The sequence below is a fragment of the Donghicola tyrosinivorans genome, assembly GCF_003003355.1.
GTDB lineage: Bacteria > Pseudomonadota > Alphaproteobacteria > Rhodobacterales > Rhodobacteraceae > Donghicola > Donghicola tyrosinivorans.
Window position 1 is genome coordinate 1 of the sequence record NZ_PVTQ01000002.1, and the last position, 25458, is coordinate 25458.

21 protein-coding genes are annotated in these 25458 nt (G+C 60.4%); 14 read left to right on the forward strand and 7 right to left on the reverse strand.

Annotated features, from left to right (window positions below; translation table 11 throughout):
• The first annotated feature begins 435 nt into the window (after window positions 1-435).
• From CLV74_RS02405 to polA, 3 genes are all read left to right on the forward strand, one after another.
• Complete coding sequence (locus CLV74_RS02405; RefSeq protein ID WP_146134894.1) at window positions 436-1536, forward strand: hypothetical protein; 1101 nt, start codon at window positions 436-438, stop codon at window positions 1534-1536.
• A gap of 77 nt (window positions 1537-1613) precedes the next feature.
• Window positions 1614-3092, forward strand: a complete 1479-nt coding sequence (locus CLV74_RS02410) for a prolipoprotein diacylglyceryl transferase (RefSeq protein WP_106262631.1) — start codon at window positions 1614-1616, stop codon at window positions 3090-3092.
• Window positions 3093-3229: 137 nt separating this feature from the next.
• The gene (gene polA, locus CLV74_RS02415) at window positions 3230-6037 is read left to right on the forward strand and encodes a DNA polymerase I (RefSeq protein WP_106262632.1); all 2808 of its coding nucleotides are present in this window, start codon (window positions 3230-3232) and stop codon (window positions 6035-6037) included.
• 54 nt (window positions 6038-6091) lie between these two features.
• Here polA and CLV74_RS02420 read toward each other — a convergent pair whose 3' ends face one another.
• The gene (locus tag CLV74_RS02420) at window positions 6092-6508 is read right to left on the reverse strand and encodes a MerR family transcriptional regulator (protein WP_106262633.1); all 417 of its coding nucleotides are present in this window, start codon (window positions 6506-6508) and stop codon (window positions 6092-6094) included.
• Between the two features lie 68 nt (window positions 6509-6576).
• Here CLV74_RS02420 and CLV74_RS02425 point away from each other — a divergent pair, with 68 nt between their 5' ends.
• On the forward strand, window positions 6577-7506 hold the full coding sequence (locus CLV74_RS02425) for a cation diffusion facilitator family transporter (RefSeq protein WP_106262634.1): 930 nt from the start codon (window positions 6577-6579) through the stop codon (window positions 7504-7506).
• Window positions 7507-7547: 41 nt separating this feature from the next.
• Here CLV74_RS02425 and CLV74_RS02430 read toward each other — a convergent pair whose 3' ends face one another.
• Complete coding sequence (locus tag CLV74_RS02430) at window positions 7548-7784, reverse strand: DUF2798 domain-containing protein (protein ID WP_106262635.1); 237 nt, start codon at window positions 7782-7784, stop codon at window positions 7548-7550.
• 99 nt (window positions 7785-7883) lie between these two features.
• Entirely contained in the window at window positions 7884-8483 is a 600-nt protein-coding gene (locus tag CLV74_RS02435) for a DUF1285 domain-containing protein (protein WP_106262636.1), read from the reverse strand.
• Window positions 8484-8539: 56 nt separating this feature from the next.
• On the opposite strand from CLV74_RS02435, the gene CLV74_RS02440 reads away from it, so the two are divergent.
• The 4 genes from CLV74_RS02440 to CLV74_RS02455 are packed head-to-tail and all read left to right on the forward strand — an operon-like array spanning window position 8540 to window position 15208.
• On the forward strand, window positions 8540-9547 hold the full coding sequence (locus tag CLV74_RS02440; RefSeq protein ID WP_106262637.1) for an AAA family ATPase: 1008 nt from the start codon (window positions 8540-8542) through the stop codon (window positions 9545-9547).
• A complete protein-coding gene (locus CLV74_RS02445) occupies window positions 9544-10413 on the forward strand; it encodes a DUF58 domain-containing protein (protein ID WP_106262638.1) in 870 nt (289 codons plus the stop codon). Before CLV74_RS02440 ends, CLV74_RS02445 begins: the two co-directional genes overlap by 4 nt.
• 5 nt (window positions 10414-10418) lie before the next feature.
• Complete coding sequence (locus CLV74_RS02450; RefSeq protein ID WP_106262639.1) at window positions 10419-13160, forward strand: DUF4159 domain-containing protein; 2742 nt, start codon at window positions 10419-10421, stop codon at window positions 13158-13160.
• Window positions 13157-15208: a hypothetical protein gene (locus tag CLV74_RS02455; RefSeq protein WP_106262640.1), complete on the forward strand. Its 2052-nt coding sequence runs from the start codon at window positions 13157-13159 to the stop codon at window positions 15206-15208. The genes CLV74_RS02450 and CLV74_RS02455 overlap by 4 nt, the downstream gene beginning before the upstream one ends.
• Window positions 15209-15211: 3 nt before the next feature.
• Here CLV74_RS02455 and CLV74_RS02460 read toward each other — a convergent pair whose 3' ends face one another.
• Window positions 15212-15580: a hypothetical protein gene (locus tag CLV74_RS02460; protein ID WP_106262641.1), complete on the reverse strand. Its 369-nt coding sequence runs from the start codon at window positions 15578-15580 to the stop codon at window positions 15212-15214.
• Between the two features lie 37 nt (window positions 15581-15617).
• The gene (locus CLV74_RS02465) at window positions 15618-16337 is read right to left on the reverse strand and encodes a DUF599 domain-containing protein (RefSeq protein ID WP_106262642.1); all 720 of its coding nucleotides are present in this window, start codon (window positions 16335-16337) and stop codon (window positions 15618-15620) included.
• Window positions 16338-16431: 94 nt separating this feature from the next.
• Between CLV74_RS02465 and CLV74_RS02470 the strand changes: the two genes are divergently transcribed.
• The 5 genes from CLV74_RS02470 to CLV74_RS02490 all read left to right on the forward strand — a co-directional run bounded on the left by CLV74_RS02470 (window position 16432) and on the right by CLV74_RS02490 (window position 21856).
• The gene (locus tag CLV74_RS02470) at window positions 16432-17880 is read left to right on the forward strand and encodes an FAD-linked oxidase C-terminal domain-containing protein (RefSeq protein ID WP_106262643.1); all 1449 of its coding nucleotides are present in this window, start codon (window positions 16432-16434) and stop codon (window positions 17878-17880) included.
• Window positions 17881-17962: 82 nt separating this feature from the next.
• A complete protein-coding gene (locus CLV74_RS02475; RefSeq protein ID WP_106262644.1) occupies window positions 17963-19072 on the forward strand; it encodes an FAD-binding protein in 1110 nt (369 codons plus the stop codon).
• A 3-nt stretch (window positions 19073-19075) separates the two neighbouring features.
• Window positions 19076-20392: a glycolate oxidase subunit GlcF gene (gene glcF, locus CLV74_RS02480; protein ID WP_106262645.1), complete on the forward strand. Its 1317-nt coding sequence runs from the start codon at window positions 19076-19078 to the stop codon at window positions 20390-20392.
• A gap of 131 nt (window positions 20393-20523) precedes the next feature.
• Window positions 20524-21267 carry a trypsin-like serine peptidase gene (locus CLV74_RS02485; protein ID WP_342753470.1) on the forward strand — a complete coding sequence of 248 codons (744 nt, stop codon included), beginning with the start codon at window positions 20524-20526 and terminating at the stop codon, window positions 21265-21267.
• A 136-nt stretch (window positions 21268-21403) separates the two neighbouring features.
• Window positions 21404-21856: an Hsp20 family protein gene (locus CLV74_RS02490; RefSeq protein ID WP_106262646.1), complete on the forward strand. Its 453-nt coding sequence runs from the start codon at window positions 21404-21406 to the stop codon at window positions 21854-21856.
• A 60-nt stretch (window positions 21857-21916) separates the two neighbouring features.
• Here the strand turns inward: CLV74_RS02490 and CLV74_RS02495 are convergent, their stop codons facing one another.
• Window positions 21917-22882 carry an NAD(P)-dependent alcohol dehydrogenase gene (locus CLV74_RS02495; RefSeq protein ID WP_106262647.1) on the reverse strand — a complete coding sequence of 322 codons (966 nt, stop codon included), beginning with the start codon at window positions 22880-22882 and terminating at the stop codon, window positions 21917-21919.
• A gap of 114 nt (window positions 22883-22996) precedes the next feature.
• On the opposite strand from CLV74_RS02495, the gene CLV74_RS02500 reads away from it, so the two are divergent.
• On the forward strand, window positions 22997-23896 hold the full coding sequence (locus CLV74_RS02500) for a LysR family transcriptional regulator (protein WP_211299003.1): 900 nt from the start codon (window positions 22997-22999) through the stop codon (window positions 23894-23896).
• A gap of 68 nt (window positions 23897-23964) precedes the next feature.
• On the opposite strand, the gene CLV74_RS02505 is transcribed toward CLV74_RS02500, so the two are convergent.
• Window positions 23965-25434, reverse strand: a complete 1470-nt coding sequence (locus tag CLV74_RS02505) for an NAD-dependent succinate-semialdehyde dehydrogenase (protein ID WP_106262648.1) — start codon at window positions 25432-25434, stop codon at window positions 23965-23967.
• Between the last annotated feature and the right edge of the window lie 24 nt (window positions 25435-25458).

Below are 25458 nucleotides of genomic sequence, written 5' to 3' on the forward strand. Positions count from 1 at the left end.
CGGGATGGAGCAGCCCGGTAGCTCGTCAGGCTCATAACCTGAAGGTCGTAGGTTCAAATCCTACTCCCGCAACCAAAAATAATTCCGAAAATATATCAGATACTTGAGCATCCAGCGCTCCGCTGGGCTTTAATTTTGCCAGTATCTCAATAAGTTCATCACGAAGCTCCAGTAAATGCAGCTTCTGACCTTCGTCCCACGAGACAATCACAGATTCAACACGACGGTGCAGTTCATCAGCTGCAGGGCCCCTATACAACTAGGCGATCAAACCGACATTCAACGGTCTCAAATTGTTAGCAGATGTATCAGCAGTCGTAGAGTGCATGCTAAAATGTAAGCCGATAACACCTTAAAAGTGTTAAATGACCCTTCCGCACTCGCTCAATTTGTAATAACAACAGACCGTCGTCTTGAGTTTGGCATTATGTGCGTATGAAGATTATTATTTACATAGGACACCACAAGGTAGGCTCGACCGCGCTACAGAACTACTTTGCTCAAAATTGGTTGAAGTTTGTTCAGAGCGGAATCCTCTACCCTGCGGTTGAGACAAGGGGATTTGCAAATAATCTTAAGAAAGCGCTCGGTGCTGGGGATCAGGTTGAAGATTTACATTTCAACGTGAAGGAACCGCACAGTGCGTTGGCTTATCGGATGATGGCCGATGTCTCGCCGAGACCGATTCCGCCACAGTTTGACGCAGTCCCTGGCTTGCCTCAGATGTTTAACGCTATCCGGAATCAGGTTGAGGCATTGCAACCTCATACGTTGATTCTGTGTTCTGAGGCCTTCTCGAACTTCGGGCAGGTTGGGGCTTCGCTGATCCAACGTTTGTTAGAAAACCTTCCAGAAGCTGAAGAATTGCAGGTGTATTGTGCACTGCGCCGCCCTGACACCTATCTCATGTCGTGGCACGGGCAACGCCTGAAAGTCGGCGAGAAAGCGGGCTTGCTGCAAGAGAACGGCCTTGCGCAGTATTTTGACGGAATTCATTTTAATTACCGGACCTTGCTAGCCCCTTGGCTTGAAGAAATCGAACCAAACCAGCTGATTCTGCGGAATTACGCGGATATCTTGGCTGAAGGCGGATCGACCGAAGATTTCGCGAAGCAGACCGGTCTGAAGCTGCCAGAGAATCTAACACAACCAACCAGAGCGAACCCTAGTTTGCCGCGCTCTGCGTATTCGATCATGTATCATGCGAATGATGATCTGAGCGACGGGTTGGCACATCAGTTGTCGGTATATTTGCAACGTAACGGCAAGGCCCTAAGCCCGGTCAAAGATGCGGATGTGGAACTTTTTGGTGCTGAGCAGCGTGCCAAAATGCGTCGCAAGTTTGCTCCAATTCATCGGTATCTCGCCGAAATCGCCGGTCGCCCGTCCTTCTTTCCGGACATTAGCGCGGTTGGAAAGGTTCTTCCTGTTCCAGAGCATGACGCTGGTCGGCAGCTTCTAGATGCACTGCTTTCTGAAGATTTGCCCAACGAAGAGATTGCTAACTACGTTAAGCAACTTCAGCAGAAATTTTGATTTTTAATCCCATATTCAGAGATTGAGGCGCATGCCTTTTCCTGAAGTGCGCAGCATTTAGCATGGAGGTACATCGATTGGTTAAAGAGATACTTTTCCATCTTGGAGACTGCAAAACCGGCACCACAGCGATCCAGTCGGTGCTGGCGGGCGGGACGATTGAGAGCGATCTTTCGATCTGCTTTCCAACCAGATTCAACCATATCCCTCTGGCCAGAACCCTCTCGGTTCCTAGCGAAAAGCATCTGGAGGGAAGGCTTTTCAAGCGCCTGCGACAAGCCTTCAAGAACAGTGACGCTGACATCGGCGTTGTCTCGGCCGAGCATTTTGAATTTGTACAGCCAGACGAAATCCGGCGCGCCATCGATACCCATCTTGGTGGTTATGCGGATCAGATCCGTTTGGTTGCTTATGTGCGACCCCATGCCGAACGATTGGTGTCGACGTTCTCTGAGCGGACCAAGAAAGGCGTGTTCCAGAACTCGCTCGAAAAAATGCATGAGCGGCTTCTCGAGGACGGCATTCTGTTCTACGCGCCCCGCTTCAAGCGCATGCGCGAATTATTTGGCGATCAGTTCATCCTACGCCCCTTCATTCGCGATGATCTGCGCGATGGCGATGTTGTCAGTGATTTCTTTGACCTCCTGTTTCGCGGGGAAAAATTCAATCTGACGGGCGAAACACAGGTGAATGAATCCCTGTCGGTTCAGGACATTGCGTTGATGCGTCATTTGCATCGACGGGTCGATGCCTACACCGAACCCGGTGTGGACCGTACAAAAGAGAAGCATTCGCTGGGATGGTATTTCGCTGAAATTCTAGCCGAAATGCCATTGGAAGAGGCGATGAAGCCGCGTTTGCATGTCTCTCTTGCTGAGAAGATTGTTGAAACCTACGCCGAGGACGCGGCCGAATTGGATGCCGAGTTTTTCGATGGGACTCCGATTAGTGATGCTCTGGTTTCCGCCCCGCTAAAAGCGATCCCTGAAGAGCAGAGCTACGATGTCGAAACGTATTTCTCAAACTCCGAGCTGCGACAGATCGAGGCTTGGACCAAGTTAACCACTCGCTTGATCGATTCCGCGCCGGAGTTCTTTAGCTGGTTGGTGCGTCCCGAAGAGCAGCGCCCCGCAAAGCCGCCGGTGCTTGATTTCAAAGTCCCGAAGCCCAAGCCGCCTAAGAAACCTGAGGTCGCGGCGGAAAAGACTGACGTGGACGCTGCAGAGCCTGACTTGGAAGCGGCCAAGGCTGATTTGGAGGCCGACAAGACAGAGGCCGAAGTGGAAACGCCTGAAACAGCTTTGGAGATGTCCGACGTGGAAGGGGCGGAGGTTGCCTTGGAAACGGATGAGGCAGCCGGCGACGTGAAGCAATCCGGGACGGAAGGGGCTCAGGCTGACGCAGAAACGGAAGAGCCTGCCGCAGGAGTGGAGACACCGGACATGGTAGCAGTCGAAGATACCGGCGATAACAAGACTAATCACACGTCAGAAGAAGCCGTCGTTGCGTCGACTGACGAACAGACCGAAGACACAGAAGATCGCAAAACAGCGTGAGGAGCTAGCGCGGCGGTGCCTCAACGTCGCGCTCTCTTAGCTTCGATTCCCTATTGCCCAACTTGCGCCGCACCTTCCACTGGTGGCGCAGGGCGCAACGTGGCATTACCGTGTTCGAAACATTCGGAGGACGCGCGATGACCACCAAATTCGGCAAGGGCTGTCACCTGCACCTGATTGACGGCTCGGCTTTTATTTTCCGTGCCTATCATGCGTTGCCGCCTCTGACGCGGAAGTCTGATGGCTTGCCGATTGGCGCTGTCAGCGGCTTTTGCAACATGCTCCAGCGCTATGTGGAAGGGAACCACGCTGCCGATACGCCGACCCATTTGGCGGTGATCTTTGACAAGGGCAGCCATACGTTCCGCAACGATATGTATGATCTCTATAAGGCCAACCGAGAGGCGATGCCCGAGGATTTGCGCCCTCAGATCCCTCTGACCCGTGAGGCGACCCGTGCCTTCAACATCGCTTGCGAAGAGATGGAAGGGTATGAGGCCGACGACATCATCGCGACTCTGTCTTGTCAGGCGCGTGATTTGGGCGGGCGTGTAACCATCGTGTCCTCGGACAAGGACTTGATGCAGTTGGTGGGCGACGGCGTTGAGATGTACGACGCCATGAAGAACAAGGTCATTGACCGCGACGGCGTTTTCGAAAAATTCGGCGTCGGCCCTGAAGGGGTTGTCGATGTACAGGCGTTGGCGGGGGACAGCGTGGACAACGTGCCCGGTGCGCCCGGGATCGGTATCAAGACTGCTGCCCTTCTGATCAACGAATTCGGCACGCTAGAGGCGCTGCTGGACCGAGCCGAAGAGATCAAGCAGCCCAAGCGCCGCCAGACCCTGATTGAAAAGCGCGAGCAGATCGAACTGTCGAAAAAGCTGGTGCAGCTGGACTGCAATACGCCGCTGGAATTCACGCTGGACGATCTGGAAATCAAAGACCCCGATCCGGAGGTTCTGTTGGGTTTCCTTGCCAAGATGGAATTCCGCACCCTGACCAAGCGCATCGCCGATGCGCTGGACGCCGAGCTCCCTGCGATTGAAGACGCGGCCCCCGTTGCCAAGGCGGGCGAGGCTCCGGCAGAGGTCGAAGACCTGCCCATCGACCCCGAGGCTTACACCTGCGTGTCTGACCTAGAGACGTTGAACACTTGGATCGCCGAGGCGCGTCATCAGGGTTATGTGGCCGTGGATACGGAAACCACCGGCCTTGATAACATGACCGCCGATCTGGTGGGGATTTCGCTGGCGACCAAGGCGGGCAAGGCTTGCTATATTCCGCTGACCCATTCCAAGGGCGGCGATGATCTGTTTGGCGGCTCGGAACTGGTTGCGGGGCAAATCCCGCTGCAGGACGCGCTGGATGCGCTGAAGCCGCTGCTGGAAGATGAGGCGGTGCGTAAAATCTTCCAGAACGCCAAGTACGACTGCAAGATTTTCCAGCGCTACGGGATCATCGTTCAGGGCATCGATGACACGATGCTGATGTCCTATGCGCTTTATTCCGGTCTGCATGGCCACGGGATGGACGCGCTTTCGGAACGCTATCTGGGGCACAACCCGATCCCGATCAAAGACCTGATCGGCAGCGGCAAATCCATGATCACCTTTGACAAGGTCGATGTGGAAAAGGCTACGCGCTATGCCGCCGAGGATGCGGATATCACTCTGCGTCTCTGGCAGAAATTCGCGCCCCAACTGCATCACGCCAAGGTCACCCGCGTCTATGAACGTCTGGAACGCCCGCTTGTGCCGGTACTGGCCCAGATGGAGCGGCACGGGGTGCTGGTAGACCGCGATACCCTTAGCCGGATGTCCAATGCCTTTGCCCAGAAGATGGCGGGGCTTGAGGCGGACATCCATGAGATGGCGGGCGAAAGCTTTAACGTCGGCAGCCCCAAGCAGCTGGGTGAGATCCTCTTTGACAAGATGGGTTTTGAGGGCGGCAAGAAGGGCAAGACCGGTGCCTATGCGACCGGCGCAGATATCCTTGAAGATCTGGCGACCGAGCATGAACTGCCTGCCCGCGTGCTGGATTGGCGTCAGCTGTCCAAGCTGAAATCTACCTACACAGACGCGCTTCAGGACCACATCAATAAGGAAACCGGGCGCGTTCACACCAGCTATATGCAGACTGGTGCGGCCACGGGGCGTTTGTCCTCGACCGATCCGAACTTGCAGAACATCCCGATCCGCAGCGAAGAGGGCCGCCGCATCCGCGAGGCCTTCATTGCGCCCGAGGGTAAGGTTCTGGTCAGCCTCGACTATAGCCAGATCGAACTGCGCATTCTGGCCCATGTGGCGGGGATCGACAGTCTGAAACAGGCCTTCCGCGAAGGGCAGGACATTCACGCCGCCACTGCGTCAGAGATGTTCGGCGTGCCGCTGGATCAGATGACCTCGGACGTGCGCCGTCAGGCCAAGGCGATCAACTTTGGCGTCATCTACGGGATTTCGGGCTTTGGTCTGGCGCGGAACCTGCGCATTCCTCGGGCGGAGGCGCAGGGCTTTATCGACCGCTATTTCGAGCGCTTCCCCGGCATCAAGGACTACATGGATGCCACGGTGAAATTCGCGCAGGAAAATCTGTTTGTCGAAACCCTGTTCGGCCGCAAAATCCACACGCCCGAGATTGCCGCCAAAGGTCCGCGCGCCGGTTTCGCCAAACGCGCCGCGATCAACGCGCCCATTCAGGGTACCGCTGCGGACATCATCCGCCGCGCGATGATCCGGATGCCCGAAGCCATCGCAGGCCAGCCTGCCAAGATGCTGCTACAGGTCCACGACGAACTGCTGTTCGAGGTGGAAGAAGACGCCGTTGACCAACTGATCGCCACTGCGCGTGAGGTCATGGAAAGCGCGGCAAGCCCGGCGATCCATCTGGACGTGCCGCTGATTGCGGATGCCGGTCAGGGCTGTTCTTGGGCCGAGGCACACTAAAGCCGCCAAACAGTGCATCCGGTCCTTTTGGGCCGGATCACACGGCCGTTGCGGTTAGTGTGTGCCAGCGCAAAGGCTGTGGTCGCCCAAAGCCTTCAGCACATCACATCCCGCTGCTTCCTCGCCCGTGTCTGCATGGGTGATGATCCGTTCAAGCTCGTCCGCCAGTTTGGAGAGGCGTGCGATGCGGGTGCGGACCTCTGCCAAGTGGGCGCTGGCAAGGGCGTGGATTTCAGCGTGCTGGTCTGTGTCATGGGCGTCCAAGGTCAGCATTTGCCGGATCATTTCCAGCGGCAGGCCTAGATCGCGGGCGTGACGGATGAAACCTAACCGCTCTAACCCCTCTTGGTCATAGCGGCGCTGGTTGCCTTCGGTCCGCTCTAAAGGGGCTAGCAGGCCGATTTGTTCGTAATACCGGATGGTCGGAACCTTCACGCCGGTGCGACGGGACAGCGCGCCAATCGAAAACATGAAATTCCCCCTTGAACCTCTAGTCACTAGAGAAACTACTTTAGCCGTGACAGAGAGGAAAGAGGTCCATGCCACACGATCACGCCCATCACGGCCACCATCATCACCATCACCACGTCGACCCCGAGGCCGGAGACCGTCAGGTTGCCATCGCCGTGGGGATCAACATGCTGCTGACCGTGGCGCAGATTATTGGCGGGGTCTTTTCCGGCTCGATCGCGCTGATTGCGGATGCGGTGCATAACTTCAGCGATGCGATTTCGCTGATGATCGCGTTCTTTGCTCGCAAGATCGCCCGTCGTCCGGCGAATGCGGGCATGACTTTCGGCTATGGTCGGGCCGAGATGGTCGCCGCCCTGATCAACTACACCACCTTGATCGTCATCAGCCTCTATCTGGCGTGGGAGGGGATCGCCCGCATGATCGATCCACCCCAGATCGCCGGTTGGACTGTGGTGATCGTGGCGGGGCTTGCTTTGGTGATCGATCTGGCGACCGCTTTGCTGACCCTGCGCCTGTCGAAGGAAAGCGCCAACATTCGCGCGGCCTTTATCCATAACCTTAGCGATGCCTTGGGGTCGCTGGCTGTGATTGTGGGGGGCGTTCTGGTGATCCTCTATGACTGGCGCTGGGTCGATCCGGTAATCACCCTTCTGATCGCGGCCTATATCCTGTGGCTTGCCGCCAAAGAGATTGTGCCGGTGATCCGCGATCTGATGCTGGCCACACCTGCAGGGCTGGATGCCAATGATTTGGCGGGGCAGATTTCAGGTTTGGATGGCGTTGATGGCGTGCATCACCTGCATGTCTGGCAGATGACCGAACAAAAGCGTGCCGTGCAGGTGCATGTGGTTGTTGCGGGCGCGGATTGGCCCGCCGTGGCGCAGGTCCGCGACAGGGTCCGTGCGATGCTGACAGGGCAGGGGTTCGACCACGTTACCCTAGAGATGGAGGCCAGCGAGTGGGCCTGCGTGGATGCCCCTGTGATCGGTCACTAAGCTAGGCAAGGCGGGCATTGGCCCGCCCCTTTGGCCCCGTCTTAGATTTTGGAGGGGGCGGCTGTTACCAGCGCCACCAGTTTGCGGGCCACGGGTGCGACGACCAGCACGGCAGGAAAGGCGACTGTCCAGCTGGTTACCCACGCGCCGCCCCAAGCGGATAGAAAATCTGGCTGGAACCCGATCGCCCGATACGTCGCGATGCCCGAGACAAGACAGGACATCATGCCCGACAGGAACAGGCTGAACAGATAAGGGGCAAAGCGTGGGGGCAGCATCAACAGGGCTCCGAAGTGGTCACGTATTGGAACGGTCTCCACATAATAGCGATGTCTGCGCCCGCGCATAGCTGTGCCAGCGCATGGGGAACTGTGCGTCTATGCAAGCTCGGACGAGGGGATGACCGGAAAGAACTGTCCCTGAGACCTCACGCCGAACCAGCTGCTGCCCTCATGGTCCGCGTGACAGCCCAAATCCACAAGCCGGTAAAAGCTTTTGCGGTCGATCAGCGCCTCCAGGTCATAGCGGATGTGGATGTAGGGGCTGGGTTCATCGGTTTCAGGATCGCGGACAACGCGAATCGGATGCTCGGGTCCGGCCACGACAGAATCGCCCACATTGGTGGTGAAGGTCAGGCTTTGATCCGCGCCCGTGCCACTGACCTCAAAGTCCACGGCGACAAATGGGGCGTCCTCAACGGTGATGCCAACCTTTTCCACGGGGGTGACAAGGAAATACTTGCCGTCTTCTTTCCACAGGATCGTTGAAAACAGGCGAACAAGGGGCGCACGGCCAATTGGCGTGCCCTCATAGAACCAAGTACCATCGCGGGCGATCCGCATATCCAGATCACCGCAAAAGTCCGGTTTCCACTTGTGAACCGGAGGAATTCCGCCTTTTCCAGCAGCGCGGGCAGCGGCGGCGATGTTATCGGCGGAAGGTTTCACGTTCATTTGTCCATTCGTCCCTTTTGCCATTTCACAATCCCGAGATAGACTCAGCATATAACATCCGTCACAGCAGGGACCACTCCATGACCGAACACACTGATCTGGTGGCCGAGATCGAAGCCTTCGAAGAGAAACTGGCGCTGGCAAGGGCCTCGATCACCAAACGGTTCATCGGTCAGACCCGCGTGGTGGATCTGACCCTGACGGCATTGTTGTGCGGCGGGCATGGTTTGCTGATCGGTCTGCCCGGTCTGGGCAAGACGCGACTGGTGGAAACCCTGTCCACGGTGATGGGCCTGAACGGCAAGCGCGTGCAGTTCACCCCCGACCTGATGCCTGCGGATATTCTGGGGTCCGAAGTTCTAGAAACCGATGCTGATGGTCGCCGGAGTTTCCGCTTTATCGAAGGGCCGATCTTTTGCCAGCTTTTGATGGCCGATGAGATCAACCGCGCCAGCCCGCGCACCCAGTCGGCGCTATTGCAGGCGATGCAGGAAAAGGCGGTCTCGATCGCGGGGGAAACCCGTCCGCTGGCGGCACCCTTCCACGTGCTGGCAACTCAGAACCCGCTAGAGCAAGAGGGCACCTATCCCCTGCCCGAAGCGCAGTTGGACCGCTTTCTTGTGCAGATTGACGTGGAATACCCTGACCGCGACACGGAAAAGGCCATTCTGCTGGCGACCACCGGTCTGGTCGAGGAAGAGTCTGAACAGGTCTTTACTGCTGCCGAGTTGATCCGCGCCCAACAATTGCTGCGCCGGATGCCGGTAGGCGAAAGCGTGGTCGAGTTGATCCTTGATCTGGTCCGTGCCTTCCGTCCCGAAGACCCCAGCGCCCTGCCCGAAGCTATGCGTGACGTGGCCTTTGGCCCTGGTCCCCGTGCGGCCCAATCGTTGATGCTGGCGGTGCGGGCGGCGGCGATGTTGAACGGTCGCCTTGCCCCCAGCGCCGAGGATGTGGCCGCAATGGCCGCGCCCGTCCTGCGTCACCGGATGCAGCTTAGCTTTGCGGCCCGTGCGCGCGGTGCCAACCTGAGTGATCTGATTGCCACCGGCGTGGCCCGTGTCACCGGAATTGAGGCAGCCGCTTGACCGACGCCGCTTCCCTTCGCAGCCGCGCCGAGGCGGTCGCAGCCGCCTATCCACCGCTTCTGGCCAGTGCCGAGCGGCTGGCGGCCAACGTCCAGATGGGCGAGCATGGCCGCAGGCGTTCCGGCTCTGGCGATGCCTTTTGGCAGTACCGGCCTTTGGTGCAAGGGGACGAGGCGCGCTTGATCGACTGGCGTCGCTCGGCCCGTGGGGATGAGCAATTCATCAAACAGCGCGAATGGGAAGTGGCCCAAAGCATGTTGCTCTGGGTGGATCAGGCTGCCTCAATGGGTTTTGCCAGTAGCGACGGCCTGACCACCAAGGCGGAACGTGCGCGTCTGTTGGGCTTGGCAGTTGCGGTGTTGCTGGTGCGTGGCGGCGAACGGGTGGCCTTGGGTGCCAGCCTGCCCCCCAGACGGGGCGAGGCGCAGTTGCAGCGGATCACAGCGGCTTTGACCGCGGACCGGCCCGAAGATTTCGGCGCGCCTGATTTGACGCCGATGGTGCCGAACAGTCGGGCCTTGGTGATCTCGGACTTTCTGGGGGATCTGGCGCCATTGCGTGAGATGCTGGGAAAAGCCGTGGCGCGGGGCATTCGCGGCACGCTTTACCAAATCCTTGATCCCGCCGAAGAGGAATTCCCGTTCCGTGGGCGCACCATCTTTGAAAGCATGGCGGGCGGTTTGAAACACGAAACCTTGCAGGCCGACGCATTGCGCGATCGTTATCTGCAACGGCTGGCCGAGAGGAAGGCCGAGCTGCACGATCTGGCCTCTGCCTCTGGATGGCGGGTTGGGTTGCATCACACCAATGACGCCTCGCAGTCGGCGCTGCTGTGGCTTTACGAAGCCGTACAAGGAGGGGTCTGACCGCGATGTTTGGCGCTCTTGGATTTGCCTCGCCTTGGCTGCTGTTCGGCCTATTTGCCCTGCCTTTGCTGTGGTTGCTGCTGCGGGCGGTGCCGCCTGCGCCGGTGCGGCGGCGGTTCCCCGGTGTGGCGCTGCTGCTGGGGCTGAAAGATGACGAACAGCAAAGCGACAAAACGCCTTGGTGGCTGCTGTTGCTGCGGATGCTAGCGGTTGCTGCGCTGATCGTTGGCCTTGCAGGGCCAGTGCTGAACCCTGACGCCCGTCAAACAGGGCGTGGGCCGTTGCTGGTGGTTCTGGATGCCACATGGGGCAGCGCGCCTGACTGGCGTGGTCGCATGGCGCGTCTGGATGCCATGCTGGCCGAGGCTGGCCGCGCTGGCCGTCCCGTTGCCGTCATGCCCCTGTCCGCGCCAAGTGAGGTCGGCTTTGCCCCCGCCGCGACCGTGCGCGAAAGCTTGCCCGGTGTGGTGCCTGCTGCTTGGCCGCCCTTGATGGACACAGTGCCTTTGCCCGAGGGGGATTTTGATACGTGGTGGCTGTCGGATGGTCTGGACCACGCAGGCCGTGCCGACTTGGCCGCCCGTCTGTCAGAACGTGGCACCCTTAGCGTTTATGAAACCCCGTCCAATCCGATGGCATTGCTGCCCGCCAGTTTCGATGGCGGCGTGGTCACTGTGCCTGTACGCCGTTTGTCTCCGGGTCCCGAACTGCCCGTCACCGTGCAGGCGATCGGTCCCGATCCGGCAGGGGTCGAGCGGGTGCTGGCTGACGGCATCGCCACCTTTGCCTCTGGCGGGACCGAGGCGGAATTGCAGATGGAATTGCCTGCCGAGCTACGCGCCCGTGTCCAGCGCTTTGTGATCGAGGGCGTGCGCAGCGCCGCCGGTGTCACTCTGACCGATGACCGTCTACAACGGCGCGAAGTCGCGCTTATCGACGGGGGGCGGAACCGTGAAACCATCGATCTGCTGTCGCCGCTGCACTATCTGCGGCAGGCGTTGGAGCCTTCGGCCGATCTGCTGGATGGCCCGCTGGACGAGATAATCCCCGCCAACCCCGACGTGATCATTCTAGCCGATGTGGCCCGACTGGCCCCTGCCGAGGAAGAAAAGCTGCTGGAGTGGGTGAACAACGGCGGCCAGTTGGTGCGCTTTGCCGGTCCCCGTCTGGCGGCCAGCGATGTGGCCCGCGATGCCGAAGACCCCCTGCTGCCTGTGCGCCTGCGTGCCGGTGGTCGCAGCGTTGGCGGCGCCATGAGTTGGGGCGACCCCAAGGCGCTGGCCCCGTTTCCCGAGGATAGCCCCTTTGCGGGTCTGCCTGTCTCGGAAGAGGTTTCGGTCACGGCGCAGGTCGTCGCGCAACCCGATCCCACGCTGGCAGACCGCGTGATTGCGGCGCTGGATGACGGCACGCCTCTGGTTACCCGCAAAGAGCAGGGCGACGGTCAGGTGATCCTGTTCCACGTCACCGCGAATGCTGAATGGTCCAGTCTGCCGCTGTCAGGCCTTTTCGTGCAGATGCTAGAGCGTCTTTCGATCTCGTCCCTGACCGAACGTCCCAGCGCCGAGCAACTGGTAGGCACCACATGGCAGCCGGTGCAGGTGCTGGACGGCTTCGGGCGGTTGTCGAATGGCGATACGCTGCAAGGGGTGGCGGGTGAGGTGCTGTTTGACGCGCCTCTTGGCCCTGATTTGCGCCCTGGTCTTTATGAAGGCGAAAACCGCCGCCTGTCCCGCAATGTGCTGGACGAAGACGCTGTGCTGCGTCCCGCCCAGTGGCCCGCGAATGTGCGGCCCCAGCCCTTGGTGGCTCCTGCGGCCAAGCCCTTGGGCGGTCTGCTGCTAGGTCTGGCGGCGGCGTTGCTGCTGGTAGATTTGCTGGCCACCTTGGCTTTGGGCGGACGCCTGCGCGGGGCGGCGGCAACGCTCGCCGCGCTGATGCTGATCGCGCCGCAAGATGGCCGCGCCCAAGACGACGCGCTGCCCGAAATCACCGAAGAGCAGATCCTTGCGGCTTCAGAGGTCACGCTGGCCAATATCCTGACTGGCGATCAGGCGCTGGATGATCTGGCCTTTGCCGCCATGCGCGGCCTGTCTGATACGCTGTTTGACCGCACCTCGGTCGAACCGTCAGAGCCGCGCTCGGTTGATATCGAGAATGATGAGCTGTCGTTCTACCCGCTGCTCTACTGGCCGATTACCCCTGACCAGTCGCGTCCGTCGCCGCAGGCCTATGGCAAGCTGAACGAATATCTGCGCGGGGGTGGGATGATCCTGTTCGACACCCGCGATGCGGATACCGCTGCGCTAGGCGCAAGCAGTCGCAACGCTCAGGTTCTGCGTGATCTGGCCGCGCCCTTGGATATTCCAGGGCTAGAGCCTGTGCCCTCGGACCACGTGCTGACCCGCAGCTTTTACCTGCTGCAAGACTTTCCGGGCCGCTACAACAGCCGCGATATCTGGGTCGAGGCCGCGCCAGAGGATGCGGTCCAGATCGAAGGCATGCCCTTCCGCGATTTGAACGACGGGGTGACGCCGGTGGTGATTGGCGGCAACGACTGGGCCAGCGCTTGGGCGGTGGATGAGCGCGGCTATGCCCTGCGCACCATCGGGCGCGGCTACACGGGCGAGCGTCAGCGGGAACTGGCATATCGCTTTGGCGTCAATCTGGTCATGCATGTGCTGACCGGCAACTATAAATCCGATCAGGTGCATGTGCCTGCTTTGCTGGACAGGTTGGGACAATGAGTTACGCACTGGCCTTTGATCCGCTGGTCCCGTGGTGGCTGGTCGCTGTCATTGCCGCGCTGGCGCTGGTGGTGGCTGGATTTGCGCGGGTGCGCCGCCTTTCAGGCTGGTGGCTGCGCGGGCTTGCGATGCTGCTAATCGCTGCGGCTCTAACGGGACCTGCCTTGCAGACCGAAACCCGCCAGCCCCTGAATGATATCGTCCTCTTGGTCGAGGACCTCAGCGCCAGCCAGCGTTTGTCCGATCGCGCACAGCAAACCACCGCCGCTGCCGAGGCTTTGGCTGCTGAAATCGCAGCCCGACCGAATACCGAGTTACGCCGGATCAAGCTGGGCGACGGGCAGGACAATGACGGCACGCTGTTGATGCATGCCCTGTCCGAAGCATTGGCCGAGGAACCCTCGGGCCGTGTTGCAGGGGCGATCCTGCTGTCGGACGGGCGTCTGCATGATCTGGGTGCCGCGCCCAATATGCCTGCGCCGCTGCATCTATTGCTGACCGGCCAGCCCTCGGACTGGGACCGCCGCCTGATTGTGCGCAACGCGCCGGCCTTTGCCATTCTGGGCGAAGAGATTACGCTGACCCTCAAGATCGAAGATCAGGGCAATGTGCCTGTGGGTGCCGATTTCGCCTCGCTTTCCTTATCCGTGGATGGGGGAGAGGCGCAGTCGTTCCGCGTGCCCGTCGGGCAAGATCTGGAATTGCCGGTGACGCTGCCTCATGCGGGGCGCAACGTGATTGAATTCCGCGTGGCTGCGGATGACAGCGAACTGACCGACCGTAACAATAGCGCCCTTGTGCAGATCAACGGGGTGCGGGATCGCTTGTCGGTTCTGCTGGTCTCGGGCGTACCGCACGCGGGCGAACGTACGTGGCGGAACCTTCTGAAATCCGACAGCAGCGTTGATCTGGTCCATTTCACCATTCTGCGTCCGCCGGAAAAGCAGGACGGCGTGCCTGTGACCGAACTTTCGCTGATCGCCTTCCCAACGCGTGAGTTGTTCCTTGAGAAGATCAACGACTTCGACCTGATCATCTTTGATCGCTACAAGCGGCGCGGCATTCTGCCTGCGCTCTATCTGGATAGCGTGCGGAACTATGTCGAACAGGGCGGGGCGGTGTTGATCTCGGCGGGACCGGATTATGCGGGGGCGGACAGCATCTACCGCTCGCCCCTTGGGGCTGTTGTGCCGGGCGAGCCGACCGCGAGGGTGATCGAAGAGGGCTATCTGCCCCGAGTCACCGATATGGGCCAGCGCCATCCCGTGACCGAAGGGCTTGGCCCGCTGGAAGGCGATCCCACATGGGGCCGCTGGCTGCGTCAGGTCGAGGTTGATCCGGGTGAAGGCGATGTGGTCATGACCGGCGTCGATGACATGCCCCTGCTGATCCTTGATCGTGTGGGCGAGGGACGCGTGGCGCTGTTGACCTCAGACCAAGCGTGGCTTTGGAGCCGCGGGTTTGAAGGGGGCGGGCCTCAGTTGGAACTGTTGCGCCGTCTGGCCCACTGGATGATGGGCGAACCTGATCTGGAAGAAGAGGCGTTGACCGCCACGGCAACCGGCCAGCAAATCCGGATTATCCGGCGGGCTGTAACCGAAGACGTGGGTTCTGTCACAGTGACCGCACCTGATGGTTCGACCACGGACCTGACCATGCAAGAGGTCAGCCCCGGCCGTTTTGAGGCGCTGTATGATGGGGCTGATATTGGCCTCTATCGGATCGCCGAGGGCACCCGAGAGACCGTGATCGGCCTTGGCCCCGCCGCACCGCGTGAGTTTGAACAAACCATCGCCAGCGGTGAAGACCTGTTGCCGGTGCTGCGCGGTACCAACGGCGGGGTGTGGACCCTGTCTGACGGCGTGCCGGACCTGCGGGATGTGCGTGCTGGGCGTCCGGCCATCGGACGCGGCTGGATCGGTCTGACGCCGCGCGATGCCTCGGACGCGCGGGACATTACCCGCGTGCCTCTGCTGCCTGCGTGGCTGGTGTTACTGGTGATTTCGGGACTGGTTCTGGCCGGTTGGTTGCGCGAAGGGCGCAACTGACCGCTACTGCGGCAGGATCAGCTTGAACAGGGTCTTGCTGGGGCCGGCCTCACTGCAAATGCCGCGAATATAGACCGTCCGGATGCCGTCAGGGATATCCACACCGGTGATCGAGCGGGTAAAGGGCTTGGTCGGATCGTGGGGATGCATCAACTCGCGCGTGGCCAGCACGCGCCCGTTGCGGGTCAGGATATCCCAGCCGCTGGCATAGTGGTCCCAGCCTTCATCGGCATGGGCAAGGGTCACGGTAAAGCGCCAGAACATGCCGTTCCGGCTGGCCTCGGCGTCCAGAATCCGGACATCTCCGGCAAGCGCGGGGGCTGCCGACAAAGCGATGATTCCAAATGTCAGGGCGCGGAAAAGCTGTTTCATGCGTCCGAACGTAGCATTCCCGTCCGGACATGACTGCTCACATCCCTGTGGGAGGGGCGATCTTGTCGCTGCTATCCATCAAAACTGCGCGAGAGTTTGAAGCAAACTCGCGCCGGTAGAGGACAAGCACCGTAAACAGCGTGGCCGCCAGTAGGGCGTATGATCCCAAAAGCCACGCCGCAGACCCCAGCGCAAAATAGACCGACCGCAGACCCCTGTTGAAGGCGCGGGCGGCGCTGATGTTCAGGGACGCCGCTTTTGCCGCGCGGGGGTAGGCGGTTTCGTTGGTAATGTCATTCGGCACCGCTGCCATCAGCACGGCGCAATAGCCGAACAGGCGGTTGGACCAGACGAATTTCAGGAAGGCGTTGGTCAGAAAGACCATGATCAGCATGATCTTGATCTCCCACACCACGGCGGGGGCGGTGTCCAGCGTCAGTTCCGATGCGACGCCCTGCAACTGTTCCGAATTGCCAATCGCCGCAAAGCCGCCGCCCAAAGCAATCATGCTGGCCGAGGCGAAAAAGCTGGTCGCCTGACGCAGACCGCTAAGGACTGTTGCGTCAAAGATGCGCGGGGTGCGGGTGACCAGTTCGACCATCCACTGGCGGCGGTACTCGGCCATCAGCACCGAGACCGAGGGATTCTTGCCCGGGTTCTCGATGCGCAAACCAATCATGATCCATGACACCATCAAAAGGGTCACAGCGATGAAATCCAGCGGGGCGAATAGGGCGAGGCGGTCAGTCCATGTCATGGGGTGAAATTTACTTCGGGAGGTTACGGGTTGCCAGATGGAAAAATTGGTTATATTTTTTGACCAGTGACGCAGAGTCAGTGAGGAGCCCGCCATGGAAATGCCAGCCCCGAACCCCGCCATCATGGCGAAGAAAGCAGAATTGGTCAGAAGATTGTCCGAGGTTCTGCCAAGCGATGCCGTGATCCACGATGAGGCCGAGACCCGGGCCTATGAATGCGATGCGCTGACAGCTTACCGCTGCCCGCCTTTGGCCGCCGTGCTGCCTGCCTCAACGGCTGAGGTCTCGGACGTTTTGCGCATCTGCCATGAGATGGGCGTGCCGGTGGTACCCCGTGGCTCTGGCACGTCTTTGGCGGGTGGGGCGCTGCCGACAGCAGATTCGGTGATCCTTGGCGTGGCGCGGATGAACGCGGTGCTGGAGACCGACTATGACAACCGCTTTATCCGCGTACAGACGGGCCGCACGAACCTGAGCGTCACCGGCGCGGTTGAGGCGGATGGCTTCTTTTACGCGCCTGATCCATCGTCGCAGTTGGCCTGTGCGATTGCGGGGAACATCGCCATGAACTCGGGCGGGGCGCACTGCCTGAAGTACGGCGTGACCACGAACAACCTGATGGGCGTAACAATGGTGCTGATGGATGGCACCGTCACCGAGATCGGCGGCGCGCATCTGGATGCGGCGGGGTTGGATCTACTGGGCGTGATCTGTGGCTCGGAAGGGCAGCTGGGCGTTGTGACCGAGGCCACCTTGCGCATTCTGGCGAAGCCCGAAGGGGCATTGCCGGTGTTGATGGGCTTTGACACCAACGAAGGCGCGGGCGCTTGTGTGTCCGACATCATCAAGGCGGGGGTTCTGCCCGTGGCGATCGAGTTTATGGACCGCCCCTGCATTGAGGCCTGCGAGGCCTTTGCCAAGGCGGGATACCCCATGTGCGAGGCGCTGCTGATCATCGAGGTCGAAGGCAGCCCTGAGGAAATCCAACACCAGCTTGGTCTGATCAAAGAGATCGCCGCCGCCCATAATCCGGTGGACTACCGCGAGGCCGCGGATGCGGATGAGGCCTATCGCATCTGGCTGGGCCGCAAGTCCGCCTTTGGCGCGATGGGGCAGATCAACGACTATATGTGTCTGGACGGGACCATTCCCGTCTCGGCCCTGCCTCATGTGCTGCGCCGCATCGGCGAGCTGAGCAAGCATTATGGCTTGGGCGTGGCGAACGTGTTCCACGCAGGCGACGGCAATATGCATCCGCTGATCCTTTATAATGCGAACCAGCCCGGTCAGTTGGAGCTGTGTGAGGCATTTGGTGCAGACATCTTGCGTCTGTGTGTCGAAGTGGGTGGCTGCCTGACGGGCGAACACGGTGTCGGCATCGAGAAGCGCGATCTGATGGTGGATCAGTTCGCCCCAGCCGATCTGGAAGCGCAGATGGCGGTGAAGGATGTGTTCGATCCCGCATGGCTTTTGAATCCGGCCAAGGTATTCCCGCTGGCGTCCTCGGAAGGGCGCCGCGCTGTGAAGATCGCCGCCGAGTAAGGAAACAGGGCGAGGGGGCCGTCTGCCCCCTCTTGGGCCTTTGGCCCAATTCACCCCCGAGAGTATTTGGACAATAAAGAAGATGAGACCCGAGACAGAGGCCGAGCTGGCCGAGGTGATTGCGGGGCGCGAGACGCCTTTGTGGATTCGCGGCGGTGGCTGCGGTGGTGTTTTGCCGGAAGGGGCAGAGATTCTGGAGACCTCGGGCCTTGCGGGGATACGTCTTTATGAGCCGGGCGCTTTGACGCTGGTGGCGGGGGCGGGCACGCCTTTGTCCGAGATCGAGGGCGTTTTGGCAGTCGAAGGGCAGCGCTTGGCGTTCGAGCCGTCGGATTTGCGGGCCGTGTTGGGTCTGTCCGGTGAGCCGACCCTTGGTGGGGTGGCTGCGATGAACGTCAGCGGGCCGCGCCGTATTCAGGCGGGGGCGTGCCGCGATTTCATGCTTGGGGTGCGCTATGTGGATGGTCTTGGGACCATCGTAAAAAACGGTGGCCGCGTCATGAAGAACGTGACCGGCTATGATCTGGTCAAGCTGATGGCTGGGGCCCACGGGACGTTGGGTGTCATGACCGAAGTGTCCATGAAGGTGCTGCCGATGCCGGAGGCGCAGGGCTGTGTGATGATTGATGGCCTGTCGCCAGAGGTGGCGGTTCAGGCGATGTCGGCGGCGCTGGGCTCGCCCTTTGACGTGACGGGGGCGGCGCATTTGCCTGAGGGCGTGGATGGCGCTCAGGTGACGATGGTGCGCGTCGAGGGCTTTGGCGCTCAGGTGGAGTACCGGACCGGCAAGCTGCGCGAGATGCTGGCGCGATTTGGTGATGTGCGCGTTGAGGTGGATGCCGACAAGGTGGCGGCTGGTTGGGCCTATGTGCGTGATCTGACGGGCCTTTGTGGTGTGGACGGGGATCTGTGGCGGATTTCGGTGAAGCCTTCGGACGGGCCGACGGTTCTGGCCGCTCTGGGCGCGCGGAAGGCGCAGATGGATTGGGGCGGTGGTCTTGTTTGGGCGGTGGTGGCTGAGGGGACCGATGTGCGTGGCCGCATTGGGACTGATGGGCATGCAACCTTGGTGCGCGGCGGCGGTCAGCCCCGTTTCCACCCAGAAAGCCCTGTGAATGCGCGTTTGGCCTCTGGCCTGCGTGCGAAATTCGATCCCAAGGGGATTTTCAACCCCGGCCTGATGGGAGCCTGATCCATGCAGACATATTTCACTGAACAGCAGCTGACTGATCCCGGCACCCAGCGCGCGAATGAGATCCTGCGCACCTGCGTCCATTGCGGGTTTTGTACCGCCACTTGCCCGACCTATCAGGTTTTGGGGGATGAGTTGGATAGCCCTCGGGGGCGTATTTATCTGATCAAGGACATGCTGGAAAACAATCGCGTGCCCGATGAAAAGACCGTTCGCCATGTGGACCGCTGTCTAAGCTGTCTGGCCTGTATGACCACTTGTCCTTCGGGGGTGCATTACATGCATCTGGTTGATCATGCGCGGGCCTATATCGAGAAGAACTACCAGCGTCCCTTCACGGATCGGGCGTTGCGCTGGGTGTTGGCGCGTATCCTGCCCTATCCGTCGCGGTTCCGTTTCGCGCTGTTCTTGGCCAAGCTGGGTCGGCCCTTTAAGGGGTTGGTGCCTGATCCCCGTTTGCGGGCGATGCTGGAGATGGCGCCCAAGCAGGTGCCGCCCGTCAGCCGCAACGATGATCCCCAGACCTTTGCCCCTGTGGCCGAGAAGAAGATGCGCGTGGCGCTGATGACCGGCTGTGCCCAGAAGGCTCTGAACACCGACATCAATGACGCCACAATCCGTCTGCTGCGCCGTCTGGGGTGTGAGGTGGTGATTGCCAAAGGCGCAGGCTGCTGCGGGGCACTGACGCACCACATGGGCCGCGAGGATGAGGCCCACGCCAGCGCCGCTGCGAACATCCGCGCTTGGGGCGCAGAGATGGACGGCGAGGGTCTGGATGCCATCGTCATCAACACCAGCGGCTGCGGCACGACTGTTAAGGACTACTGGCATATGTTCCGGAACAGTGATCTGTCGGCGCAGGCCGAGAAGGTCTCGGGGATTGCGATGGATATCAGTGAATTGCTGAGCAAATTGCAGATTCCCGAAGGCGCGCCCAAGGGGATTCGCGTCGCCTATCACGCCGCATGCAGCCTACAACATGGCCAAAAAGTGAAATCTGCCCCGAAAGACCTGCTGAAAAAGGCCGGTTTTGAGGTGGTGGAGCCGGCCGATAGCCACCTTTGTTGCGGCAGTGCGGGCACATATAACCTGATGCAACCCGAGATTTCTGCAAAGCTTAAAGAGCGAAAAGTGAAAACATTAGAGGCGCGTCAGCCGGATATTATCGCAGCGGGCAACATTGGTTGCATGATGCAGATCGGTTCGGGGACAGAGGTGCCGATTGTCCACACTGTCGAGTTGCTTGACTGGGCCACTGGTGGACCTGCGCCCAAGGCCATATCAGGGCCGCGACCGGGTGAGGTGCCTATTCTGCGCTAACGTGCCAAACTTTCGCCTCAACCTTGGTCTAGAAAGCGGGGATAAAGGATGGGAGGTGGCCCTTGCGCACAGTTCTGGCAGCATTTGTGCTTATCTTCTCTGCAATGTTTACCCATGCAGAGGAGGCGGACTTGAAACGCCTGAATACAGGTGTGGACAGCCGTGGCTGGGAAGGTGTGGGCCGTCTGGATATCGGTGGTAAAGGGTTTTGCACCGGCGCGTTGGTCGCGCCCGATCTGGTGCTGACCGCCGCCCACTGCCTTTATGACAAGACCACGGGCCGTCGCATCGATCTGGACCAGATGGAGTTTCTGGCCGGTTGGCGCAACGGTCGGGCCTTGGCCTATCGGGGCATCCGCCGTGCGGTGACCCATCCATCCTACCGGTTTAACACATCAAATGGCGCTGAGCGCGTGCAGATGGATCTGGCATTGCTGGAACTGATGCAACCGATCCGGAACACGCAGGTGCAGCCCTTTATGACTGCGCCGCGTCCCCATCGCGGGGCCGAGGTGGGCGTTGTGTCATACGCTCATGACCGTGCCGAGGCGCCTTCGTTGCAAGAGGTGTGCAATGTGCTGGCCGTGCAGGCTGGTGTGATCGTGCTGAGCTGCGACGTGGACTTTGGTTCCTCTGGTGCGCCAATCTTTCAGATGACCCCGAACGGGGCGCAGATTGTTTCCGTTGTTGCGGCCAAAGCCGAAATGGACGGCGAACAAGTGGCGCTGGGTTCGGACCTCACTACAGCTTACCGAGAGTTGGAAGCAGAGCTTGCCAACAACCGCCGGACCTTTGAAACGGGCCCAAACGGACCCCAACGCATTGTTGTCGGTGAGAACCGTCACCACACCGGCGCAAAGTTCGTCAGACCTTAAGGCGCTGCGGGGCCTTGAAAGCCGCAGGGATGCTTCCCAGATAATGTTTATCGGAATGCCCAATCGGGGTTCCGGATGATCGCCCGTCCAGACCGGAGGGCACCACATAACGTTATCGCTTTACGGAGGATGACCCATGCGTAGCTTTGATCTCGCACCCCTGTACCGTGCAACGGTCGGTTTCGACCAGATTGCGGACATGATGGACCGTGTGCTGGCCAATGAGGCCCCGCAGCCCACATACCCCCCTTATAACATCGAGAAGACCGCCGAAGATGCCTATCGCATCTCGATCGCTGTGGCCGGCTTTTGCGCCGATGACCTGAGCGTTGAGGTGAAGGACAAATCGCTGGTGGTCTCGGCCCGCAAAGCCGATGAGGATGAACCGCGCACCTATCTGCATCGCGGTATCGCGACCCGCGCGTTCGAGCGTCGCTTTCATCTGGCCGACCACGTGCAAGTGACTGGCGCGGCACATGCTGACGGTATGCTGCACATTGACCTGCAACGTGTGATCCCCGAGGCGCTCAAGCCCCGCCGGATCGATATCTCGACCGCAAAGAAACAGCCTCAGGTGATTGACGCCTGATCAGACGACCTCCTCCCTGACGAAGACCCGGCCATCGCGCCGGGTCTTTTTCGTTTTGCCTTACGGGCAGAGGATCACAGTGCCACGTGCATGACGGCTGGCTACGCGGGTATGGGCCTTTGGTGCTTCGGGCAGGGGATGGGTGCTGTCCACAACGCCGCGCAAGGCACCAGCTTCGACCATTTTGTTCAGGGCCAGCAGATACTCTTTGTTGTCGCCATTCACGTGCAGGCGCATGTGCTTGCCGTCTTTACGCTTGGGGCGCAAATTGTCCAACAGCTGCTGAATGCCAAAGTTCAGGGGCAGATACAGCCCGCCCGGGCGCAGGACCTCAATGGCGCGGGAATAGGTGCTGGCACCCACGCAGTCGAACACCACGTCATAGGCTTCGGGGCCTTTCAGGGGATCGGTCTTGTGGTAGTCGATCACCGCGTCAGCCCCCAGTTCACGGGCCAGTTCGTGGTTGGCAGTGCTGCAAACCGCTGTGACATGGGCCCCGATGCGGTGGGCGATTTGCACGGCGTTGGCCCCCACGCCGCCGGTTGCGCCGATGATCAGGATGCGCTGGCCCGCCTTCAGATCCGCGATCTCGTGCAGAAAGCTGTAGGCGCAGACAGCACCAAAGGGCAGGGCGGCGGCCTCGGCGTCGGTCAGTTGATCAGGGGTTGGCGCGATGGCTTTGTCTTTAGGGATGGTCAGGGTCTCGGCATGGGCGCCGCCGCCGGAAAAGCCGTATACGCGCTGGCCGACCTGCCAGCCGGTGACACCGTCACCCAAGGCGCTGATCGTGCCAGCAAAGGTCAGGCCCAGAACCGGTTTGCGCGGCTTGAACAGACCTGCATAGATTCGCCCTGCCAACCACAACCCGCCCGGAAAGGCCGAGGCCCGCAGCCGCCAATCCGCCGTTGTCACTGCGCTTGCTGTTACATTGACCTGAATTTCTCCGGCTTTCGGTGCCGGAGTGGGCATTTCAATCAATTTCAGAACGTCGGGCCCGCCATAACGGGTGTAGGCAATCGCTTTCATAAAGAGGTCCTTCCGAAATAAACTAGAGATTGATGAAGTCTGTTTAGGTCGAATTAAGGAGTCTCAGCCTATAGCGGAATTGTCGAAATTTGTATGGATAGCATGCGGGGCTGCATGGATTGGAAACGGGTAAACTTTGACTGGAACCATGCGCGGTCGTTTTTGGTGACCGCGGATGAGGGGTCGTTGTCCGCAGCGGCGCGTGCTTTGGGCATGACCCAGCCAACCTTGGGACGGCAGGTCGCCGCCCTTGAGGATGAGCTTGGCGTGGTGCTGTTTGAACGCGTGGGGCGCGGGCTGGAACTGACCGACGCGGGGCATAGCCTGCTGGACCATGTGCGCGCTATGGCTGACGCGGCGGGCAACTTGTCCCTGTCGGCGACGGGGCGCAGCCAGTCTGTGGGCGGGACGATCCGTATCACTGCGTCCGAGATTTACGCGGCCTACCTGCTGCCGCCCTTGCTGGAGATGCTGCGCAAGCAGGCCCCCGAGTTGACCATTGAGGTGGTGGCCAGCAACGACATTCGTGATCTGCAACGGCGTGAGGCCGATATCGCCCTGCGCAACACCCGCCCTTCGGAAGAGGCGTTGATTGCCAAGCGGGTCGTTGATGATGAGGCCTACCTCTTTGCCACCGAAGCGATGGTGGAAAAGCTGGGGGACCTGTCCACACCTGCGGCAATGCGGAAGGCGGATTTCATCGGGCTGCCCAACAATGGTGTGCTGATCGAAGGGCTTCAGGCCATGGGTCTGAAGGTTGGTCCCGAGAATTTCCGCATCCACCCCGACAACCATCTGGTGCATTGGGAAATGGCGCGGCAAGGCCTCGGGGTTGGTGTGGTGCCGGTCTGGTTGGGGGATTCGGCACAAGGCATGGCGCGGGTGGATTGCGGAATTGATCCCATTCCCTATCCCGTCTGGCTGGTCGCCCACCGCGAAGTGCAGACCAGCCGCAAAGTGCGCTTGGTCTATGATCTGCTGGCGCAGGAAATTCCCCGTATGCTGCGTGTCTGACCGCGCGGCATGAAAAACGCGGCACCTTTTCGGGCGCCGCGTTCGGATGTGTGAAACTGCAGGGCGGATCAGACCGACAGGCAGATGTATTTCAGCTCAAGGTATTCCTCGATGCCGTGGTGGCTGCCTTCGCGGCCAAGGCCGGACTGCTTTACACCGCCAAAGGGTGCGCCCTCGGTCGAGATGATGCCGGTGTTCACGCCCACGATGCCATACTCCAGCGCCTCCGAGACTTTCGTCACGCGGCTGAGGTCCTTGGCGTAGAAATAGGCGGCAAGGCCGAAGATGGTGTCGTTCGCCATCGCGATCACCTCATCGGTGTCCTTGAAACGGAACAGCGGGGCGAAGGGGCCGAAGGTTTCCTCTTTCGAAACCTTCATGTCCTGCGTGACGCCGGTCACGATGGTGGGCGCATAGAAGGTGCCCTCATTCCCGATCCGCTCGCCGCCGCAGATCAGCGTCGCACCCTTGGAGGTGGCGTCGGCAAGGTGATCCTCGACCTTCTCAATGGCTTTTTCGGTGATCAGCGGCCCCAGATCGGTGCCTGCCTCAAGGCCGTTGCCGACCTTCATGGCCTTGACCCGCGCAGCCAGCTTTTCGGCGAAGGCATCATAGACCGCGTCTTGTACATAGATGCGGTTGGCGCAGACGCAGGTCTGACCATTGTTGCGGAACTTGCAGGCGATGGCCCCTTCGACGGCCGCATCCAGATCGGCGTCATCAAAGACGATAAAGGGCGCGTTGCCGCCCAGTTCCATGCTGCATTTCATCACCTGATCGGCGGCCTGACGCAGCAGGATCCGGCCCACGCCGGTCGAGCCTGTGAAGGTCAGTTTGCGCACGATGGGGTTTTCACAGAACTCTTTGCCGATACCCGCCGCATCGCTGGACGGCACGATCGACAGCAGTCCCGCAGGAATGCCCGCGCGGGTCGCCAGAACGCCCAAGGCCAGCGCCGACAGGGGCGTTTCCGAGGCAGGACGCGCCACAAAAGCACAGCCCGCCGCCAGTGCGGGGCCTGCCTTGCGGGTGATCATCGCATTGGGAAAGTTCCAAGGCGTGATGCTGCCGACAACGCCGATGGGCTGCTTGATCACATGCAGGCGCTTGTCGGGCTGATGGCCTGGCAGGATTTCCCCCATGATGCGTTTGCACTCTTCGGCGTAGAACTCGACGAAGCTGGCGCCATAGGCGATCTCGCCGCGGGCTTCGGCCAGCGGCTTGCCCTGTTCGGCAGTCATGATGATGGCCAGATCTTCCTGGTTTGCCATCATCAGATCGAACCATTTGCGCAGGATGTTGGCACGTTCCTTGGCGGTTTTGGCGGCCCATTCTTTCTGCGCCACGCGGCCTTTTTCCACCGCAACAGCGACCTGCGCACGGCTGACATCCGCAACCATTGCAATGACTTCGCCGGTGGCGGGGTTGGTCACCTCGAACTGGCCGTCCTCGCCGTCCACCCATTGGCCCGCGATATAGGCCTGTGTTGCGAGCAGGCCGGGGTCGGACAGCATCTCGGTCAGGGCTTTGTTGGACATGATTGGCCTCCGTTGGCAAATTCG

Coding starts and splice junctions, on each gene's coding strand:
- polA (WP_106262632.1), top strand. CDS start 3,230: ATGACCACCAAATTCGGCAAGGGCTGTCACCTGCACCTGATTGACGGC.
- CLV74_RS02420 (WP_106262633.1), bottom strand. CDS start 6,508: ATGTTTTCGATTGGCGCGCTGTCCCGTCGCACCGGCGTGAAGGTTCCG.
- CLV74_RS02450 (WP_106262639.1), top strand. CDS start 10,419: ATGTTTGGCGCTCTTGGATTTGCCTCGCCTTGGCTGCTGTTCGGCCTA.
- CLV74_RS02435 (WP_106262636.1), bottom strand. CDS start 8,483: ATGGCAAAAGGGACGAATGGACAAATGAACGTGAAACCTTCCGCCGAT.
- CLV74_RS02405 (WP_146134894.1), top strand. CDS start 436: ATGAAGATTATTATTTACATAGGACACCACAAGGTAGGCTCGACCGCG.
- CLV74_RS02475 (WP_106262644.1), top strand. CDS start 17,963: ATGAGACCCGAGACAGAGGCCGAGCTGGCCGAGGTGATTGCGGGGCGC.
- CLV74_RS02495 (WP_106262647.1), bottom strand. CDS start 22,882: ATGAAAGCGATTGCCTACACCCGTTATGGCGGGCCCGACGTTCTGAAA.
- CLV74_RS02460 (WP_106262641.1), bottom strand. CDS start 15,580: ATGAAACAGCTTTTCCGCGCCCTGACATTTGGAATCATCGCTTTGTCG.
- CLV74_RS02465 (WP_106262642.1), bottom strand. CDS start 16,337: ATGACATGGACTGACCGCCTCGCCCTATTCGCCCCGCTGGATTTCATC.
- glcF (WP_106262645.1), top strand. CDS start 19,076: ATGCAGACATATTTCACTGAACAGCAGCTGACTGATCCCGGCACCCAG.
- CLV74_RS02455 (WP_106262640.1), top strand. CDS start 13,157: ATGAGTTACGCACTGGCCTTTGATCCGCTGGTCCCGTGGTGGCTGGTC.
- CLV74_RS02440 (WP_106262637.1), top strand. CDS start 8,540: ATGACCGAACACACTGATCTGGTGGCCGAGATCGAAGCCTTCGAAGAG.
- CLV74_RS02505 (WP_106262648.1), bottom strand. CDS start 25,434: ATGTCCAACAAAGCCCTGACCGAGATGCTGTCCGACCCCGGCCTGCTC.
- CLV74_RS02500 (WP_211299003.1), top strand. CDS start 22,997: ATGGATTGGAAACGGGTAAACTTTGACTGGAACCATGCGCGGTCGTTT.
- CLV74_RS02430 (WP_106262635.1), bottom strand. CDS start 7,784: ATGCTGCCCCCACGCTTTGCCCCTTATCTGTTCAGCCTGTTCCTGTCG.
- CLV74_RS02425 (WP_106262634.1), top strand. CDS start 6,577: ATGCCACACGATCACGCCCATCACGGCCACCATCATCACCATCACCAC.
- CLV74_RS02470 (WP_106262643.1), top strand. CDS start 16,432: ATGGAAATGCCAGCCCCGAACCCCGCCATCATGGCGAAGAAAGCAGAA.
- CLV74_RS02490 (WP_106262646.1), top strand. CDS start 21,404: ATGCGTAGCTTTGATCTCGCACCCCTGTACCGTGCAACGGTCGGTTTC.